The 16,950-nt window shown below is 70.8% G+C and carries 17 protein-coding genes; 5 read left to right on the top strand and 12 right to left on the bottom strand.

The window, feature by feature from the left end; translation table 11 throughout:
- Nucleotides 1-50 precede the first annotated feature (50 nt).
- The 3 genes from AB0J58_RS09075 to AB0J58_RS09065 all read right to left on the bottom strand — a co-directional run bounded on the left by AB0J58_RS09075 (nucleotide 51) and on the right by AB0J58_RS09065 (nucleotide 4,189).
- On the bottom strand, nucleotides 51-1,406 hold the full coding sequence (locus AB0J58_RS09075; RefSeq protein WP_364212301.1) for a discoidin domain-containing protein: 1,356 nt from the start codon (nucleotides 1,404-1,406) through the stop codon (nucleotides 51-53).
- 160 nt (nucleotides 1,407-1,566) lie between these two features.
- Nucleotides 1,567-2,877 (bottom strand): discoidin domain-containing protein, encoded by a 1,311-nt coding sequence (locus tag AB0J58_RS09070; protein WP_364212298.1) that lies wholly within the window; start codon nucleotides 2,875-2,877, stop codon nucleotides 1,567-1,569.
- Between the two features lie 94 nt (nucleotides 2,878-2,971).
- Nucleotides 2,972-4,189 (bottom strand): heparin lyase I family protein, encoded by a 1,218-nt coding sequence (locus tag AB0J58_RS09065; protein WP_364212295.1) that lies wholly within the window; start codon nucleotides 4,187-4,189, stop codon nucleotides 2,972-2,974.
- 279 nt (nucleotides 4,190-4,468) lie between these two features.
- Between AB0J58_RS09065 and AB0J58_RS09060 the strand changes: the two genes are divergently transcribed.
- A complete protein-coding gene (locus tag AB0J58_RS09060; protein ID WP_364212292.1) occupies nucleotides 4,469-5,089 on the top strand; it encodes a superoxide dismutase family protein in 621 nt (206 codons plus the stop codon).
- 541 nt (nucleotides 5,090-5,630) lie between these two features.
- On the opposite strand, the gene AB0J58_RS09055 is transcribed toward AB0J58_RS09060, so the two are convergent.
- From AB0J58_RS09055 to AB0J58_RS09030, 6 genes are all read right to left on the bottom strand, one after another.
- Nucleotides 5,631-5,948 carry a zinc ribbon domain-containing protein gene (locus tag AB0J58_RS09055; RefSeq protein WP_364212289.1) on the bottom strand — a complete coding sequence of 106 codons (318 nt, stop codon included), beginning with the start codon at nucleotides 5,946-5,948 and terminating at the stop codon, nucleotides 5,631-5,633.
- A 7-nt stretch (nucleotides 5,949-5,955) separates the two neighbouring features.
- On the bottom strand, nucleotides 5,956-6,516 hold the full coding sequence (locus AB0J58_RS09050; RefSeq protein ID WP_364212286.1) for a hypothetical protein: 561 nt from the start codon (nucleotides 6,514-6,516) through the stop codon (nucleotides 5,956-5,958).
- Entirely contained in the window at nucleotides 6,509-6,961 is a 453-nt protein-coding gene (locus AB0J58_RS09045) for a hypothetical protein (protein WP_364212283.1), read from the bottom strand. The genes AB0J58_RS09050 and AB0J58_RS09045 overlap by 8 nt, the downstream gene beginning before the upstream one ends.
- A complete protein-coding gene (locus AB0J58_RS09040; RefSeq protein ID WP_343978734.1) occupies nucleotides 6,958-7,479 on the bottom strand; it encodes a sigma-70 family RNA polymerase sigma factor in 522 nt (173 codons plus the stop codon). Before AB0J58_RS09040 ends, AB0J58_RS09045 begins: the two co-directional genes overlap by 4 nt.
- Before the next feature lie 93 nt (nucleotides 7,480-7,572).
- Nucleotides 7,573-8,529: a polysaccharide deacetylase family protein gene (locus AB0J58_RS09035; protein ID WP_364212280.1), complete on the bottom strand. Its 957-nt coding sequence runs from the start codon at nucleotides 8,527-8,529 to the stop codon at nucleotides 7,573-7,575.
- A gap of 226 nt (nucleotides 8,530-8,755) precedes the next feature.
- Complete coding sequence (locus tag AB0J58_RS09030; protein WP_343978741.1) at nucleotides 8,756-9,331, bottom strand: XRE family transcriptional regulator; 576 nt, start codon at nucleotides 9,329-9,331, stop codon at nucleotides 8,756-8,758.
- Between the two features lie 85 nt (nucleotides 9,332-9,416).
- On the opposite strand from AB0J58_RS09030, the gene AB0J58_RS09025 reads away from it, so the two are divergent.
- Nucleotides 9,417-10,253 carry a DMT family transporter gene (locus AB0J58_RS09025; protein WP_364212277.1) on the top strand — a complete coding sequence of 279 codons (837 nt, stop codon included), beginning with the start codon at nucleotides 9,417-9,419 and terminating at the stop codon, nucleotides 10,251-10,253.
- A 146-nt stretch (nucleotides 10,254-10,399) separates the two neighbouring features.
- On the opposite strand, the gene AB0J58_RS09020 is transcribed toward AB0J58_RS09025, so the two are convergent.
- Both AB0J58_RS09020 and AB0J58_RS09015 read right to left on the bottom strand, forming a co-directional pair.
- Nucleotides 10,400-10,999, bottom strand: coding sequence for a sigma-70 family RNA polymerase sigma factor (locus AB0J58_RS09020; protein WP_343978747.1), 600 nt, complete (start codon nucleotides 10,997-10,999; stop codon nucleotides 10,400-10,402).
- 637 nt (nucleotides 11,000-11,636) lie between these two features.
- Nucleotides 11,637-12,653: an iron-siderophore ABC transporter substrate-binding protein gene (locus tag AB0J58_RS09015; protein ID WP_364212274.1), complete on the bottom strand. Its 1,017-nt coding sequence runs from the start codon at nucleotides 12,651-12,653 to the stop codon at nucleotides 11,637-11,639.
- Nucleotides 12,654-12,766: 113 nt separating this feature from the next.
- Here AB0J58_RS09015 and AB0J58_RS09010 point away from each other — a divergent pair, with 113 nt between their 5' ends.
- From AB0J58_RS09010 to AB0J58_RS09000, 3 genes are read left to right on the top strand one after another with little or no spacing between them, the layout of a single operon-like run.
- A complete protein-coding gene (locus AB0J58_RS09010) occupies nucleotides 12,767-13,807 on the top strand; it encodes an iron ABC transporter permease (protein WP_364212271.1) in 1,041 nt (346 codons plus the stop codon).
- Entirely contained in the window at nucleotides 13,804-14,892 is a 1,089-nt protein-coding gene (locus AB0J58_RS09005; RefSeq protein WP_364212268.1) for an iron chelate uptake ABC transporter family permease subunit, read from the top strand. The genes AB0J58_RS09010 and AB0J58_RS09005 overlap by 4 nt, the downstream gene beginning before the upstream one ends.
- A complete protein-coding gene (locus tag AB0J58_RS09000; RefSeq protein ID WP_343978759.1) occupies nucleotides 14,889-15,683 on the top strand; it encodes an ABC transporter ATP-binding protein in 795 nt (264 codons plus the stop codon). The genes AB0J58_RS09005 and AB0J58_RS09000 overlap by 4 nt, the downstream gene beginning before the upstream one ends.
- An 83-nt stretch (nucleotides 15,684-15,766) precedes the next feature.
- Here AB0J58_RS09000 and ftsY read toward each other — a convergent pair whose 3' ends face one another.
- Complete coding sequence (ftsY, locus tag AB0J58_RS08995; protein ID WP_343978762.1) at nucleotides 15,767-16,948, bottom strand: signal recognition particle-docking protein FtsY; 1,182 nt, start codon at nucleotides 16,946-16,948, stop codon at nucleotides 15,767-15,769.
- Nucleotides 16,949-16,950 lie beyond the last annotated feature (2 nt).

Here is a 16,950-nt window from a genome sequence, read left to right as displayed (position 1 = left end):
GCGAGCGGTGGAGCGGTGACCGGGCCGGTCACCCGCGGGTGAGGACCTGGTCAGTTGCAGGAGACGGGCCCCCCGCTGTCGAGGACCGCGCCGTCGTACCGCACGAACTGCCACGAGTAGCCGCCCGCGGCCAGGGTGAGTTTGAGCACCCCGTTCGCCAGCAGGCGCTTCTCGCTGTTGGCCCGGATCGTGCCGAAGGGTTTCGTCGACGCGCCTCCGGTGCCGACGATGAACTGCCGGATCCCCGACGAGGAGGGCTCGGCGGTCGGTTTCTGTTTCGCGAACCGCTCGTAGTCGTGGTCGTGACCGCTGAGCACCAGGTCCGCGCGGACGCCGTACAGGGCGTCCCAGAACGGCCTCATGTTGGGGAAGTTGCCGTGCGAGGAGCCGGAGCTGAAGAGCGGGCGGTGCCAGTAGGCCAGCACGCAGGGTTTGGTGTTGCGAGCGAGGTCGTTCTGGAGCCAGGTGACCTGCTCGCTGCCCGCGGTCCGGCTCGTCTCGGAGTTGAGCGAAACGATGTGCCAGTTGCCCAGGTCGAAGCTGTACCAGCTCTTCCCCGCGGGTTTGGCCGCCGCGCCGAAGTACTCGAAGTAGCCCGCCGCTCCGTCGCCGAGCCCGTACTCGTGGTTGCCCGGCGTCGGCTTGGTCCTCGCCTTGAACCGGCCCCAGGTCGGCGCGTAGTAGCGGGTGAACTCGTCATAGGTGCCGTTCTCGTACTGGTTGTCGCCCAGGGTCAGCACGACGGCGGGGTCGATGGCGAGGACCCTGTCGGAGGTGCGCGTGTGCGCGCAGTCGCTGCCCTGGCAGGTGGTGACCATGTCACCCGCCGCCACGACCACCTGCTCGCCGCCCTGGCCCCCGTCGGGGCCGAGCGCGGCGGTCTCACTGACGCTGGCCCAGGAGCCCTCCAGGCTCTGCCAGAAGGAGATCCGCACGTAGCGGGCGCTGACCGGCGCGGCGTACGGGTAGCTCTCGAAGCCCGCGGTGCTCCCGGAACTGCGGCCGGCCCAGACCTTGGTGTAGGCCGCGCCGTCCGGCGAGGTGTAGATGTCGAAGTCGTTCCACCGCAGGTTACCCCGGTGCCAGGCGATCTTCAGGCCGCACATGGTGCGCGCCTGGCCCAGGTCGAGCACCAGGTTCGCGCCGAACCCCTCCCCCGACCACCTGGTGGAGGTGTCGCCGTCGACCGCCTGCTGCGGCGGGTTCACCGGCTCCCAGGTGCTGGCCGTCACGCCGGAGACCGGCTGGGCGGTGGTACACCCGGGAATGGCCGGGACGACGTCGGAGGGGACGGCGACGGCTCGGTTTCGTGCCTGCTCATCGGCCTGCGCGGCGCCTCCGGCGCCGAGCGCCGACAGCATCAGGAGGGCGCAGAGCGCGGCCCGCACGGGTTTCCTTCGTGACATGTGTGATCTCCCTGTCGGCGGTGGGGGCCGCCCGGGCATCGGGTCCTGGGACACCGGGTCCTGGGACACCGGCCGGGCGGCCGGGACGTCAGGTCGCGGGACACCTGCCGGGGTCCGGAAGGCGCGGGCGTGACGGATCGAAGAGCACGGACGCGAGGGATCAGGAGGCGCCGACGGCGGTGGCCTCGGCGATACTGGCCCAGCCGTTGCCCGCGGAGCTGTTCCACCACGAGATGCGGACGAACCGGGCCTGATGCCGCGGGAAGCGGTATGGTTCCGCGTTCAGAGTGGTGCCCGAGCTGCGGCCCTCCGCCACCTTGGTGTAGGTCACGTTGTCCGGCGAGGTGTAGACGGTGTAGTCGTTCCACCGTTTGTCACCCTGGTACCAGGCGACGTCGACCCCGCACACCGGCCGCGAGGCGCCCAGGTCGAGCACCAGGTTCGCGCCGAACCCCTCCCCCGACCAGCGCGTCGTCGGCTTCCCGTCGATCGCGTTCGCGGGCGGGTTGGCCGCCTCCCAGGTGCTGGCGGTGGCACCGGCGGGGGTGAGTCTCACCGAACAGGGGTCCGCCTGGCCGGCGGGGTCGATCTCCCGGACGCTGAGCCTGCTCACGTCGACCCTGGTGGCGTCGTCCCAGCGGAACGCCGCCTTCGGGCCGCCCCAGGTCACCTTCTCGGTACGGGTGCCGCCGCAGGGGTTGTCCGTGTCGATGGACCATCCACCGGTGTCGTCACGGGAGGTGACGCGGGTCCAGGTGTTGTTCCCCGCCCGGTCGAGGTACGCCTCCACCCGCACGCCGCCGGGGATGTCGTACATGACGACCTTGAAACCGACCGTCTTGCCCTTGATCGAGGCACCGCCACCGGTGTAGGTGCCGTTCGCGTATCCGTCGCCCTTGCGGTGGTAGATCTCCTTCTCGATCTTGACGGCCCCGTCGGCGTAGCGCAGGTCCGCCTTGTAGGCGGTGCCCCAGCACGCCTCGGGAGTCTGGCCGCTGCCGGTGTGCCGGGCGCCGCGGGCGTACCAGGTGAAGGCGTCCCCGTCGTCGGTGCCGCTGACGTAGCGGACGTATCCGGTGATCTCCACGTTCCGCCAGTCGTTGCGGTCGTGCATGAAGCCTCGCGAGCGCAGGTCGGGCTGGCGCCAGACGAGGTCGTCCTCGTGCTCGTCCTGGTCGTAGGTGGTCGTGGAGACACCGATCCGGGTGGCGGTGTCCCGCACGGTGAAGGTGCCGTCCGAGTTGGGCGCCAGGGTCGCCCCGTCGAGGCGGGGGTCGGTGGCGGGGGTCTTCGACAGGTGCCAGACCTGCCCCCCGGCCCTGGTCGGATAGATCATGGTCACCCCGTCGACAGGGTCGGGGCCGGCCAACGACGCCGGGGCCGGGGCCGGGGTGGGGGCACCGGTGGTGAACCCGGTGGTGGACAGGGTGCCGGCGGCGGCCAGCGCGATCATCAGAGAAAGTCGTCGCATCGGGAGTCGCCTCTCCGTGGGGGGGAATTCACCGGGGGAGCCCCCGTGCCGCGCGGCGGCGGCACGGGAGCGGTGGGATCGCGTGGGACACCGGTCAGGAGCCGAGGACGGCCGCCTCGGTGATGCTCGCCCAGTCGTTCTGCGGGTTCTGCCAGAAGGAGATCTTCACGTACCTGGCGTCACGCGGGCCGTTCGTGAACAGCCGCTGCTCGAGCCCGGTCGTCGTGCCCGAGCTCCGTCCCTCCCACGCCTTGGTGTAGGTCACGTTGTCCAGCGAGGTGTAGACGGTGTAGTCGTTCCACCGTTTGTCGCCCAGGTGCCAGGCGACCCGGGTACCGCATGTCCGGCGCACCGAGCCCAGATCCAGGAACAGCGAGGCGCCGAAGCCCTGCCCCGACCAGCGGGTGGACAGGTTGCCGTCGACGGCCTGGGCCGGCGGGTTGATCGGCTCGAAGGTGGTCGCGGACGCGGCCGCTATCGGGAGGACGGCCGTGCCGCAGTCGGTGCCGCCACCGGCCGGGTTCACGTCCTGGTAGCCGGCCCGCTCGTCGCCCAGCCGCAGCGCGTCGTAGAACATGACCCGCTGGGTGGTGGTGGACTGTGACTGCTCCTTGTTCCAGTCCCACTTGTAGATGCCGAACTTGAAGTACGGCGAGTACGGGCCTCCCGCGTGCGTGGCGCCGGTATACGCCGGCAGGGCCACCTGCCCGTCGCGCCACACCTCCAGCACTCCCTTGTCGTCGGTGCGCCACTTGACGTGGAAGACCCAGTCGGTCCACCTGCCGGTGGCGTAGGGGCCGAGGTCGATGATGTTCCCCCGGAAGTCGAGCTTCCAGCGTCCCTCGTCGGTGAGCAGCGCCAGCGGCGGCGAGCCCTTCGGGCAGTTGCTCTCGTCGCACTGGTGCCACTGGCTCACGATCTCGGCCGAGGCGTCGTGGACCCAGCCGCTGGGCAGGTTGATGCTGAAGCCGTACCACCGCTCGGCGTTGACGGGCTGCTTGTTGCTCTGGCTGATCTCGGCGCGCTTGCCGTTGGAGATCAAGGGATCGCTCTTGTTGAGCTGGAAGCGCGCCGCGTAGGAGCCGTCCCGCACCGGGCTGGTCACGGTGGTGGCACCGTGACTGCTCACCCACTGCTTGATGAAGCCGGGCGGCTGGGTTCCCGGTATGGTCCGGTCGGCGGCGTTCTCCCAGTTCAGGGTCCTGAAGACGCCCGCGGGATCGGCGCTCGCCGACTGCGCGGACAGCGTCGAGCCCCCGAGCGCCATCGCCAGCGCCGCCGCGGTCAGTGCCGCGGCTCTCTTCCAGATCACTGTCATCAGCTCCCCAGTGGCAACCCGTGCCCTCGCCACTCCGGCGCGGGCCGCGCGCTTGCCGGTATCCGTTGAGCACAGCGTTCCGGAGCGCTCCGTGGCGGTCATGAGTAGGCGATGCTCAATGCCCGATGACCGGGTGTCAGGGGCTCCGGTAAGGCCGAACCCGCGAAAGCGCGGCGTGGTGACGCGGGCGCCCGCCCTTCCTGGGATATGAACCTGTGCTGGGGCCGCTCCCCTCCACAGCGGGGAGCCTGGAAATCGTACGGGGGATCTCTCATGTTTCGCAGGACCTGTCTCATCCTGGCCATCGCACTCGGCACACCGGTGGCCGGCAGCGACGCGAACGCTCAGGCGACCTCAGACGTACCGCGCCGGCCCTGGCCGTCGGCCGAGGCCGTCATCAAGGACACGGCCGGAAAGAACGTCGGCTTTCTGAGCATCGACCACAGGCTGTACAACAAGTCCAGGCTCACCGTCACCGTCAGCGGCCTGAACGCCGGCTATCACGGCTTCCACGTCCACACCCGGGGCGTCTGCGATCCCAAGGCGGTCGACCCGGTCACCGGCAGCCCCTTCTCCAGCGCGGGCGCGCACTTCGCCATCCACCCGGCCGCACACGGCGAGCACTCCGGCGACCTGCCCAACCTCCTCGTCGCCGAGGACGGCACCGGCGAGACCACGGTCGTGACCGACCGCTTCCGGGTGGGCCAGCTCTTCGACTCCGACGGCAGCTCCATCGTCATCCACACGCTGCCCGACAACCACGCCAACATCCCGGACCGCTACCGCCCCGCCGACCCCGGTGACCCGGCCGGCGGCAGCGGCCCGGACGCGGAGACCCTCAAGGCCGGGGACTCCGGCGGACGCGTCGCCTGCGGCGTGATCACCAGGAACTAGGATCCGCCACCCGACGCGTTGTCGCCGGTCGCAGGCTCCATCGGCTTCCAACCGTCCTCCAAGAGCGGCCGGGCAGGATTTCCCATGGAAAGGGGGATCATCGCCATGCAGGTCATGACCGGCCGGATACATCTGGCCCTGCTGCTCGCGTGGGCGGCCTTCGCCGCGCTCCTGCTACTGCTCACCTGAGCACACACCCGGTACGGCCTCCGCCCGGGGGGACGGAGCCGTACCGGATCCGTCAGGGGCCCTCGTGCGGCAGCTCGACGGTGATCGTCAGGCCGCCCTCCTCCCTGGAGCCCGCGATCACGACACCGCCGTGCGCCTCGGCGACGACCCGGACTTTGAAGCGCTCCCCACGGCTAAAGCCGGGGGATTCCAGCCGCCCCGGACGCCGCTGTCGCGGTGGTCCGCGCTGCTGTTGCCTGGCGGTCGGCCTTCCGGCCCACGCGGTTGCGTGGTCTGCGCGCCCCAGCTCGCACACCCGGTCTGGGCTGCGCGAACTCCGCCCTCCCGGCGGTGAGTACGTTCCTGGCGGCGTTCACGTCGGCGTGTTCGTGTGTTTGCACGAGGTGCACAGAAAAACCGCTTGGCTCTCGCGGGACTTGCGATCCACCACCTTGCACACGTTGCACGCCTGACTCGTGTACGCCGGATTGACAGTGATCACGCAGGTGCCCGTATACCGGACCCTACTACGGGTGGCCAGCTCGATCCGGTACCAGCCCTTGTCCAAGATGGACCGGTTCAGTCCGATCTTGGCGGCGGCCCCGTTCGGCAAGAACGCGCCCGGCTGCTCAGGGTCCGGCCTGGGTTCGACGCCGGCGGTCATGTTCTTGGTCTTGATCGCCCCGAACACGACCACCTCAAAACCCGTGGCCAGGATATGGGCGGTCTTGGCGGCGAAGTCCTCCCGGCGTCTGCGGACCCTCCGCACCATGTCGGCGACCCATGCGGCAGCCTTTGTACCAGTGCTCGCCGTCCCGGCTGACGGTGGCGTTCTTGACCTTCCCGCCGAGCGGGCGGGTGACCCGGAAGCGGACCCAGCCGAGTTCCGGCAGCTTCACCCGCGCCCAGCGCCGGTTGAGCCGCTCGACCGTGATTTTCCCGCCCTCGGGGAAGCGGAGGCCCGGCGGGTCGGCGACCTTCGACTTCCAGCGGACCTTCCACACTCCGTGCTTGGCACACGCCTGATCCAGGTCGATCAACGCCTGCTGCAGACAGTGACCGGGGACCTCGGCCAGCCAGGGGAAGTCATCTTTGGCCTCGCCGTCGGGCGGCGGCGCCCGGCCCTGCTGCCGTGGGCGACGGCCGTCTTCCTGCTCGTCGCCCCGATCGCCGCGCTGGACTTCGACCACCGCTATGTGCTGCCGTCGATCCCGATGGCCTGCCTCGCCGCGGCCCTGGCCGCGGCGGGTCTCAGCCACCGAGTTCGTGCCTGCGTCGCAGCAGGGCGGCGTGGTCGGCGCGGGCCCTGAGCAGGAGCGTCACCGCGAGCATGGCCAGCGTCGCGGCGACGGCGACCCCCGCCGCGCCCGCCCAGGTCCCCCTGGTGATCGCGATCGCGACCGTTCCCGCCGTCAGCAGGACGGTCGCGGCCACCGCCAGCCAGGCGGCGACCACCCGGTCGAGGGCGAACAGCGGCGTCCTGCGGGTCAACGCCCAGGCTCCGTAGCCGGCCCAGGCCAGGCCGAGCGCGACCATCGCGCCGAAGGCCAGGTGCGTACGACCCGGCAGGGTGGGTTCCGTGGCCCACAGCAGACCGGTGAACAGCGCCCCTCCCAGCCCGCCGATCAGGGCCACGACGTTGCCGATCCGGCGGCGCAGCGACAGCGGCCCGGACAGCCTGCCGATCATGTCGTCGGGGTTCATTCTCGATATCCCTTCTCCGTGAGCCGGTCGCGCAGCATGCGCCGCGCGCGGGACAGACGTGACTTGACGGTGCCAACGGGGACCGCGCAGATCTGCGCGCAGTCCTCCAGGGAGAGGTCGTGCAGGTAGAACAGCACGAGGATCTCCCGCTCCCTGACCGGCAGCTCCGACAGGCCCGCCAGCAGGCCGGCGCGGTCCGCGAGGGCGTCGGCCGGGTCGCCGGTCGCGCGTTCCTCCTCCGTCAGGACCTCGGGTCTGGCGTACTCCTCGCGGAGCCGGTCGGCCACCGCACGCCTGGCGATCGTGAACAGCCAGGGCGCGAACCTTCCCGGCTCCCTCAGCCGCGGCAGCCCGCGCACCACGGCCACCCAGACCTCCTGGGCCACGTCGTCGGCCTGCGCGGGTCCCAGCATGCGCCGCACGTAGTTCCACACCGGATCGTGCCAGGCCCTCACCAGCTCGGCGAACGCCTCGCGCTCGCCGAGCCGGCACCGGACCACCAGCAGTTCGTCAGTCACCCTGCCTCCTCGACCGGAACAGTCGGGAAACAGGCGCGGGAGGTTCACGCTCCGCCGGACCCCCATCCGGCACGAGGACCGGCTCGGAGGATCTCAGAAGCCGCTGTCGACGGGGTACTTCCTGCCCGACACCAGGCGCCTCCCGTACAGCTCGGAGAGCGTCACCAACCGGTAGCCCCTGGCGGCGAAATGGTGCAGCAGCCGCGGAACGGCCTGGACGGTGGAGGCATGGATGTCGTGCATCAGCACGATGGAGCCCGGTGTCGCCTCGGCCGCGCGGCGAGCGACGATCGAGGAGTCCCTGTCCCGCCAGTCGAGCGTGTCGACGTCCCACAGGATCTGGGCGAGCCCCAGGTGGCGGCTCTCCGCGGCGACCCGGGCATCGGTCGCCCCGTACGGCGGGCGCATGAGGTCCATCGTCACCCCCGTCGCGCGCTTGACGATCCACTGGGTACGGTTCAGCTGCTCTCTGATGCCGGCCTCCGACAGCCCGGGCAGCTCCGGGTGGCTCCAGCTGTGGTTGCCCAGCTCGTGCCCCTCGGCCACCATCCTGCGAAGGATCCGCTCGCCGTCCCCGGGCACCATCTGCCCGACTACGAAGAAGGTCGCCCTGCCCCGGTGCCTGGCGAGCATGTCGAGCAGGGCGGCGGTGTAGGCCCCCGGACCGTCGTCGAAGGTCAGCGCCACGCATCTGACCCGCTCGCAGTTGATCCTGCGTGCCGGGCGCGGAACGGGGAAGTCTCCCACCGGCCAGTCCGGCCGGGTTTCGGCCTTCCTCGCGCCCGCCGTCCCCGAGGCGGTCGCCGAGGGCGCGCCTGCGGCGGGAGCGCCGGCGGGGGCACCGGCGGGCGCGGTACGCCCCGGGGGTCCGGTCGGCCCGGCGGGCACGATGGGCACGATGGGGGCGGTCGGCTCGTTCGGCCCGATCGGCGTGGCCCGCCCGGTGGGCGCGATGGTCGCGGTAGGCGGGGGCGCGCCTGTCGTGGTGATCGGAGAAGCGCACCCAGCCGCTGCCAGCAGCAGGGCCATCGACACCATCCGTACCCGCATGCTTCCCCCCGAAAGCAACGCGAGGACGGCGAGCGGTCCCGGCCGCGTCCCCCGCAAGGTCATAGCCGGGTCTTTCCCAGGATGGGACATAGACCGCCGATTAGCCTGTACCGACGCGCCACTTCGACGCCACATCGAATGAGATGCGCACCCGGGGGCGACGTCTCATCCGATGAGACCAGTTAGAGCCTTAAAAAGGCTCTTTCCAGCGGACATCTCATATCGGTCAGCGATCCGGCGTCTCACGGGGCTCGGTCACGACCATCACGAACCGCAGCGGGACGTCCCCCTCGTTGGCGTACCGGTGCGGGCGGTCGGCGTTGAACACGACCGCGTCACCCTCCTCGGCGATGTGGCTTCTGCCGTACACCGAGAGGGTGAGCCGCCCCTCCAGTACGGTCAGCATCTCGCGCGTGCCCGGTGGGTGGGCGTCGCCGTCGTGGTGGTCGCCGGGGGCCAGCCGCCAGTCCCACAGTTCCAGGATGGCGGGCGCGTCGGTGCCGACCAGCAGGCGCGCGGTGCTGGAGTCGCCGTGCGGGAAGGTGACCACGTCCGTGCTGTGGACGATCCGGACCACGGGCGTGTCGGAGACCTCCACCATCCGCGCGACGGTCACCCCGAGCGCGTCGGCGATGCGGGTGAGCGTGGTGATGCTCGGATTGGTCCTGCCCTGCTCGACCTGGACCAGCATGCCCCGGCTCACCCCGGAGCGCGCGGCGAGCTCGTCGAGGGTCATCTGCCGGTGCGCCCGCTGGGCCCGCACGTTGTTGGCGACCGCGGCGGTGATCGTCTCTGGGTCCATGAGTTCAGTCTAGTTAACTCGTTTTGCACTCTATTGCACTCCATATATTGTACTAGGAGTACATTCCATTGAACTGAGGTGACGTATGACCGCTGTGGTGCTGGCAACGGCCTGCGCGATGGTTTACGGCACCGCGGACTTTCTGGGCGGCATGGCCACCCGCCGGTCGCGGGTGCTCGCCGTGGTGGTCCTCTCCCAGATCGCGGGGCTGGCCGTGGCCGTCGTGCTGCTGCCGATCCTGCCGGGGACCCCCGCGCCCGTGACGCTGGCCTGGGGCGCGGCCTCCGGGCTCTGCGGCGCGGCGGCGGTGGTGCTGTTCTACCGGGCCCTGGCCACCGGTGTGATGTCGGTGGTGGCGCCGATCACCGCGACCGTCTCGGCGGTGCTGCCCGTGCTGTTCGGGCTGGCCGTCGGGGAACGCCCCGAGCCGATGGCGCTGGTGGGCGTGGTCCTGGCGCTACTGGCGGTGCTGCTGGTGAGCCGCGACTCCTCCGGCGGGAGAAGCGGCGGCGGGTACGGCCCGATCCTGGCCTCCCTCGCCGCGGGCGCGGGTTTCGGCGGCTTCTTCATCCTGCTCGCCCAGGCCCCCGCGGAGGGCGGCGCGTGGCCCCTGGTCGGGGCGCGTCTGGCCTCGGTCACCCTCATCGCCCTGCTGGCCCTGACCACCGGCCGCACCCTGCGCCCCGGGCCGGGCACGCTGCGCGTCATCATCGCGGCCGGAGTACTCGACATGGTGGCCAACGTGCTCTTCATGCTGGCCCAGCAGCGCGGGCTGCTGAGCCTCGTCGGCGTCCTGGTCTCGCTCTACCCGGCGAGCACGCTACTGCTGGCCCGTCAGGTGCTGGGGGAACGGCTCAACACCGTGCAGACCGTGGGCATCGGCTTCACGCTCGCCGCGGTCGCGCTGATCGCATCCGGCTGACCCCTTCGCCCCGTCAACGACTCAGACCGGCCGGACCTGCTGCTCGATGGCCGAGCCCGGCGGACCCGTCGCCACCGCACAAACGACTCAGGCCACCCTGGCCTGCTCGATCGCCGAGCCCGGCAGACCCGTACCGCACAAACGACTCAGGCCACCTTGGCCTGCTCGATCGCCGAGCGGAGGCCGCCCTCCTCGCGCGCGTAGCCCTCAAGCATGGTGCGGAGCTGGCGGCGCCCCCGGTGGAGGCGGGACATGACCGTGCCGATGGGGGTGCCCATCCGTTCGGCGATCTCCTTGTAGGCGAAGCCCTCGACGTCGGCCAGGTAGACGGCGACCCGGAAGTCCTCGGGCAGGGCACGCAGGGCGTTCATGACCGCGCTGTCCGGCAGCTGCTCCAGCGCCTCGGTCTCGGCGGACTTGAGACCGCTGGACGTGTGGGACTCGGCGGCGGCGAGCTGCCAGTCCTCGATCTCCTCGGCGGCCGAGAGCTTGGGCGAGCGCTGCTTCTTGCGGTAGTCGTTGATGAAGTTGTTGGTCAGGATGCGGTGCAGCCACGCCTTGAGGTTGGTGCCCTCGCGGAACTGGTGGTAGGAGGTGAACGCCTTGGTGACGGTCTCCTGGACCAGGTCCTCCGCATCGGCGGTGTTGCGGGTCAGGCGCATCGCGGACGCGTAGAGCTGACTGGTGACCGGCACGACATCGCGCTCGAACCAGTCCTGGCGTTGCTCTTCCGTCATCGTGATCATTGGATCCCCCTCGTGCTTTTCCCCCCGCTACCGCCCGGCAAGACTGCGCTACACCCTTTCTGACGGCGTAGCCGATGCTCGCAGGCACCCCGTAAGGGGGCCGTTAAAAGCCCTGCGTGATCGGGAGACTGCTCGCTGACTGCGCCAACGGCGGGTACGACACGCCCTACAGCCGAACAAGTATCAATATCGTAACATCGTTCTCCAGATTCAGTCGAAGGTGTGTCTATCATCACATAACCCCAGGTAGCAGCAACTTTCGGGTTAGGAAAGATGTCAACCGCCGCGCCCCCTGGACCCGTCCCCGGGTCGGGGCCCACGCCCGCAGAAGTTCCGAGACCCATCTCCACGTCTCCCCGCTTCCCACGCGTCGCGGAATTAATCACCACCTGGAAGACGGCCCGGCACCCCCTGGCGGTTCACCGCCCGCTTCCCCTGGCGGACACGGCTCGTACCGTGTTCGCATCCGAGTATGTGATGTGCGGGTACCCGAAATCGATCAGTATTCGAGAGGGCCACGCCCGGGGGCGTCCCTGTCGCGGACCGGCCGCGACGGGCAGGGACCGGCACGGCTCGTCGACCCCGTGCCGGTCCTGGCATCGGAAGGCGGGACAGGCGGCCCGCCCCTCCCGGCCGGTCAGCCGGCCCGGGCCGGGTCGACCTCGAAGATCTTGGCGAGGTCGTCGAGGATGGCGTGCGCGCCCTGGATGCCGACGGCGCTCATCCAGATGGTGTCGCCGACGTCGTGCTTGGCGCCCTTGAGCTTGCCCCAGAGCGGGTTGGCCTCGAACTTCTCCTTGACCGGCCCGACCGCCGGGTCCTCGTAGGCCGCGACGAAGATGTGGTCGGCGTCGAGCTGGGAGATGTTCTCCTGGCTGATCGGAACCATGATCGCGTCGGTCACGGTCGGCTGGTCCTCGGGACGCGGGAAGCCGACGTCCTTGAGCACCAGGCCCGAGTAGGAGTTCTCCACATACAGCCGGACCGTCGGCTCACCCGCGAAGCGGGCGATGGAGACGGTGGGCAGCTCGCCCTCCTTGGCCTTGATGGACTCGCCGATCCTGCCGGCGCGGTCCTGGTATTCCTTGATCTTCTGCTCGGCGAGGTCCTCCTTGCCCAGGGCCTGGCCCACGAGCCGGAGGTTCTCCTTCCAGATGGCCCCGGTGGTCTCGCTGAACACCGTCGGCGCGATCTGTGACAGCTTGTCGTACAGCGCCTCGTGGCGGACCTTGGCCGAGACGATCAGGTCGGGCTTGAGCGCGAGGATCCGCTCCAGGCTGGGCTGTTCCAGGGTCCCGACCGAGGTGGCCTCCTTGGCGTGGCCGAGGACCGGGGTCAGGTAGTCGGGGAGCTCCCCTTCGATCCCCCGGTAACTGGTGAAACCGACGACCTCGGTCTCCAGGGTCAGCACCGCGTCGACGAAGCTCTGGTCGAGGGCCACGACCCGCTTGGGCTGGGCGGGGATCGTCGCCTCTCCCATGACGTGCTTCACGGTCCTGGGGAAGGCCGCCGCGTCGCTCGCCGCAGGAGCCGCGGACGCGTCAGTGGCGCCGGTGGCACCGGTGGTCTCCGGGGTGCTCGACCCGCAGGCGGCGAGACCCGCGGACAGCACGGCTCCCGCCACCCCGACGGCCAGGGCGCGCAATGCTCTCATGATTCCTGGATCTCCTCACAAAGTTTAGGTAACCCTTATTTAGCTTAGCTATACCTAAACTGGCATACTCAGCCACGATCACGCAAAAAAGGGGAGGTCAGGTGATCAATGCCATGTCCGTCCCACGGGCCGCCCCGCCCGGCACCATCCGGAGAATCCACCACCGCCGCCTCCTCGTGCTGGGCGGACTGCTCGCGCTCCTGGCGTCGGCGGTCACGCTGAGCCTCGCGTTCGGGGCCAAACCGATCCCGCCGACCGACGTCTGGCACGCGCTCACCGGCCCCACGGGTACCGAGAACGACATCATCGTCCGGTCGCTGCGCATCCCCAGAACCGCCATCGGCGTCATGGCCGGGATCGCCCTCGGTGTCGCGGGCGCCCTCATGCAGGGCCACACCCGCAACCCGCTGGCCGACCCGGGACTGCTCGGCGTCACCCAGGGCGCGGCCTTCGCCATGGTCCTCAGCATCGTGGTCCTGGGGGTCGGCAGCCCGTACGGCTACATCTGGTTCGGCCTCGCCGGAGCCCTCGTCGCCAGCGCCGGGGTGTTCGCCCTCGGCATGGCCGGCGGCCGGGGTGGCCCCACGCCGGTGACCCTGGCCCTCGCCGGCACCGCCGTCAGCGCCTTCCTCTACGGGCTCACCTCGGCGCTGGTGCTGCTGGACGAGCAGGCCATGGACACCTTCCGCTTCTGGCAGCTGGGGTCGATAGCGGCCAGGGGCGCGGACGTGGCCTGGCAGGTGCTCCCCTTCGTCGCCGTCGGCCTGATCGTGGCCCTGGCCAACGCGCCCGGCCTCAACGCGCTCTCCCTGGGCGAGGACGTCGCCCGCGCGCTCGGCCAGAACGTCGCCGTCACCCGCGCCGCCGGCATCGCCGCCATCACCCTGCTCAGCGGCGCCTCCGTGGCGGTCTGCGGCGCGCTGGCCTTCGTCGGCCTGATCGTCCCGCACCTCACCCGGCCGCTCTCCGGCCCCGATCACCGCTGGCTGCTGCCGTACTCCGGCCTGGCGGGCGCCTCGGCCCTGCTCCTCGCCGACGTCGTCGGCCGCGTGGTGGCCCATCCCGGCGAACTGGAGGTGGGCGTGGTCCTCGCCCTCGCGGGCGCGCCGTTCTTCATAGCCCTGGTACGGCGCAGAAGGCCGGTGCGGCTGTGACCTCGACGGTGACCTCCACCGCGCCCCCTCGCCTCAGCAGGCGGGCGCTGCGCGTCGGTCCCGCCTCCTGGCTGTTCCGGCCGCGCTCCGTGGCCGCCGCACTGGTCCTGCTGGGTGCGACGGTGCTGCTCATGGCGCTCAGCATGCGCCTCGGCGACATCCCGATGAGCGTCTCCGAGGTCCTCCGCGCCATCACCGGCGACGGGCCCGACCATTTCGTCGTCATGCAACTCCGGCTTCCCCGCGCGCTGACCGGCGCCGGGGTCGGCGCGGCGCTCGCCCTGTCCGGGGCGATCGTCCAGGCCATCGCCCGCAACCCGCTGGCCAGCCCGGACATCCTGGGCGTCACCACCGGGGCCAGCGTGACCGTGGTCGCGGTCATCGTGGCGGCGGGAAACACCTGGGGCGGCGTGAGCGGCGTCCTCGCCGAGGCGGGCGTCCCCGCGGCGGCCCTGCTCGGCGGTCTGGTCGGCGCGCTGACCGTCTACCTGCTGGCCTGGCGCAAAGGCATGGACGGCTACCGGCTGGTCCTGGTCGGCATCGGCGTCTCGGCGATCTGCACCAACCTCAAGTTCTGGCTGCTGACCGTCGGTGACGTCAACGACAGCAGCCGGGCCATGGTCTGGATCAGCGGCTCGCTGAACGGCCGGGGCTGGGAGCACGTGACGCCGGTCGCGATCGCGCTGGCCCTGCTCGTCCCACCGGCGCTGCTCGGCACCGCCTCACTCGGCGCACTGCGCTTCGGCGACGACACCGTGACCGGCCTGGGGGTGCGGATGAACCTCACCAGGGGGCTGATGATCCTCGCGGCCGTACTCCTCGCGGCGACGGCGACCGCCTCCGCCGGGCCGATCGCGTTCGTCGCCCTGGCCGCACCGCAGATCGCGCTGCGCCTGGCCGGGGTGGCACAACCCCCGCTGGTCGTCTCGGCCCTGGCCGGCGCGGTCCTCACCGTCGGCGCGGACCTGGTCGCCAGGACCGCGTTCAGCCCCGTCGAGCTGCCGGTGGGCGTGGTCACCGGGGTCATCGGCGCCCCCTACCTGATCTATCTCCTCATCCGTGTGCGCAGGAAGGCCCGTACGTGAGACTCCAGGCCGTTGACCTCAAACTGGGGTACGGGGACCGCGTCGTCGTCGACGGCCTCGACCTCGGGATCGAGGCCGGGACGGTGACCGCCGTCATCGGGCCGAACGGGTGCGGCAAGTCCACGCTGCTGCGCGCCATGGGGCGGCTGCTCAAGCCGTCGGGCGGCGAGGTGCTGCTGGACGGCAAGCGCATCGACAGGATGCCCGGCAGGGAGGTCGCCAGGGTCCTGGGCGTGCTGCCCCAGTCCCCCTCGGCACCCGAGGGGCTGACCGTCGCCGACCTGGTCTCCAGGGGACGGCACCCGCACCAGACCTGGTACCGGCAGTGGTCGTCCGACGACGAGTCCGCGGTCGGCGCGGCCCTGGCCATGACCGGCCTGCTCGACCTGGGCGACCGCCCGCTGGACGAATTGTCGGGCGGGCAGCGGCAGCGGGCCTGGATCTCCATGGCCCTCGCCCAGGGCACCGACCTGCTGCTGCTCGACGAGCCGACGACCTTCCTCGACCTCGCCCACCAGATCGAGGTACTGGAGCTGGTGCGCAGGCTCCACCGCGAGCTGGGCCGCACCGTGGTGATGGTCCTGCACGATCTGAATCTCGCCGCCCGCTACGCCGACCGCCTGGTGGCCATGCGAGACGGCAGGGTCGTCGCCGCCGGGTCCCCGTCCGAGGTACTCACCGAGGCCCTGCTGGCGGAGGTCTTCGAGCTGGACGCCAAGGTCATCGAGGACCCGGTGGCCGGCACCCCGCTGGTCGTCCCCATCGGCACCCGGTCCCACGCCCCGCACTGAGAGCGAGGCTCGGTCTCCGAGACCTCGGGATCGAACCGGCCACGCCGGTCGGCCTCCCCCGAGACCGACCGGCCCGGCGGGGCTCACCCCCCGAGGAGCGTGTCCACGAAGACCTCGGGATCGAACGGGGCGAGGTCGTCGGGACCCTCACCGAGGCCGACCAGCTTGACCGGCACGCCCAGCTCGCGCTGGACGGAGATGATGATGCCGCCCTTGGCGGTGCCGTCGAGCTTGGTCAGGGCGATGCCGGTGATGTTGACCACCTCGGCGAACACCTGGGCCTGGCGCATGCCGTTCTGGCCCGTGGTGGCGTCGAGGACGAGCAGGACCTCGTCGACGGTGGCCTTCTTCTCGATGACGCGCTTGACCTTGCCGAGCTCGTCCATCAGGCCGGTCTTGGTGTGCAGCCGCCCGGCGGTGTCGACGATCACCACGTCGGCCTTCTCGCTGATGCCCTCGGCGACGGCGTCGAAGGCCACCGAGGCGGGGTCGCCGCCCTCCGGGCCGCGTACCACCGCGGCCCCGACCCGCTCTCCCCAGGTCTGCAGCTGGTCGGCGGCGGCGGCACGGAAGGTGTCGGCGGCGCCCAGCACGACCTTGCCGCCGTCGCCGATGAGGACGCGCGCCAGCTTGCCCGTGGTGGTGGTCTTGCCGGTGCCGTTGACCCCGACCACGAGGACCACCGCGGGACGCTCACCGTGCGGCTTGACGTGCAGCGTACGGTCCATGCCGGCACCGATCTGGGTGAGCAGCTGCTCCCTGAGCAGGGCGCGCGCCTCCTCGGGCGTCCGGCTGCCCAGCACCTTCACCCGGGTGCGCAGCTCGTCGACCATCGCCCGGGTCGGCGCCACGCCGACGTCCGCGGTGATCAGGGTCTCCTCGATCTCGTCCCAGGCGTCGTCGTCGAGACGGTCACGGGAGAGCAGCTCCAGGAGCCCCTTGCCCAGGGTGCTCTGCGACCGGGCCAGCCGGGCGCGGAGCCGCACCATCCGGCCGGCGGACGGCGGCGGGATCTCGATCTCCGGGATGACGACGACCTCGGGCTCGACCGGCCTGGCCGGCGGCGGCACGGTGGTCGTCGCCTCGTCGTCCATGACCGCGCCCTTGCCGGGGGCCCGCGTCTCCTCGGGGGCCGGCGGCGCCTCGGGCGCCTCGACCCGCGGCGGCGCGCTGGTGCCCCCCCTCCTGAACAGCAGGAGCATGCCGCCTGCCGCCAGCAGGGCGACGACGACGATGATCGCGATTATGCCGAGATAGGCTTCCACAA

Source organism: Streptosporangium sp. NPDC049644, from assembly GCF_040675205.1.
Taxonomy (GTDB): Bacteria; Actinomycetota; Actinomycetes; order Streptosporangiales; family Streptosporangiaceae; genus Streptosporangium; species Streptosporangium fukuiense.
Note: the sequence above shows the minus strand (reverse complement) of the source record. Positions and strands in the feature narration are given on the sequence as shown.

What these genes read in the sequence shown, in the direction of transcription:
- AB0J58_RS09075 (WP_364212301.1), bottom strand. Translation starts at nt 1,406, where the DNA reads ATGTCACGAAGGAAACCCGTGCGGGCCGCGCTCTGCGCCCTCCTGATG.
- AB0J58_RS09070 (WP_364212298.1), bottom strand. Translation starts at nt 2,877, where the DNA reads ATGCGACGACTTTCTCTGATGATCGCGCTGGCCGCCGCCGGCACCCTG.
- AB0J58_RS09060 (WP_364212292.1), top strand. Translation starts at nt 4,469, where the DNA reads ATGTTTCGCAGGACCTGTCTCATCCTGGCCATCGCACTCGGCACACCG.
- AB0J58_RS09045 (WP_364212283.1), bottom strand. Translation starts at nt 6,961, where the DNA reads ATGAACCCCGACGACATGATCGGCAGGCTGTCCGGGCCGCTGTCGCTG.
- AB0J58_RS09035 (WP_364212280.1), bottom strand. Translation starts at nt 8,529, where the DNA reads ATGCGGGTACGGATGGTGTCGATGGCCCTGCTGCTGGCAGCGGCTGGG.
- AB0J58_RS09030 (WP_343978741.1), bottom strand. Translation starts at nt 9,331, where the DNA reads ATGGACCCAGAGACGATCACCGCCGCGGTCGCCAACAACGTGCGGGCC.
- AB0J58_RS09025 (WP_364212277.1), top strand. Translation starts at nt 9,417, where the DNA reads ATGACCGCTGTGGTGCTGGCAACGGCCTGCGCGATGGTTTACGGCACC.
- AB0J58_RS09020 (WP_343978747.1), bottom strand. Translation starts at nt 10,999, where the DNA reads ATGATCACGATGACGGAAGAGCAACGCCAGGACTGGTTCGAGCGCGAT.
- AB0J58_RS09015 (WP_364212274.1), bottom strand. Translation starts at nt 12,653, where the DNA reads ATGAGAGCATTGCGCGCCCTGGCCGTCGGGGTGGCGGGAGCCGTGCTG.
- AB0J58_RS09010 (WP_364212271.1), top strand. Translation starts at nt 12,767, where the DNA reads ATGTCCGTCCCACGGGCCGCCCCGCCCGGCACCATCCGGAGAATCCAC.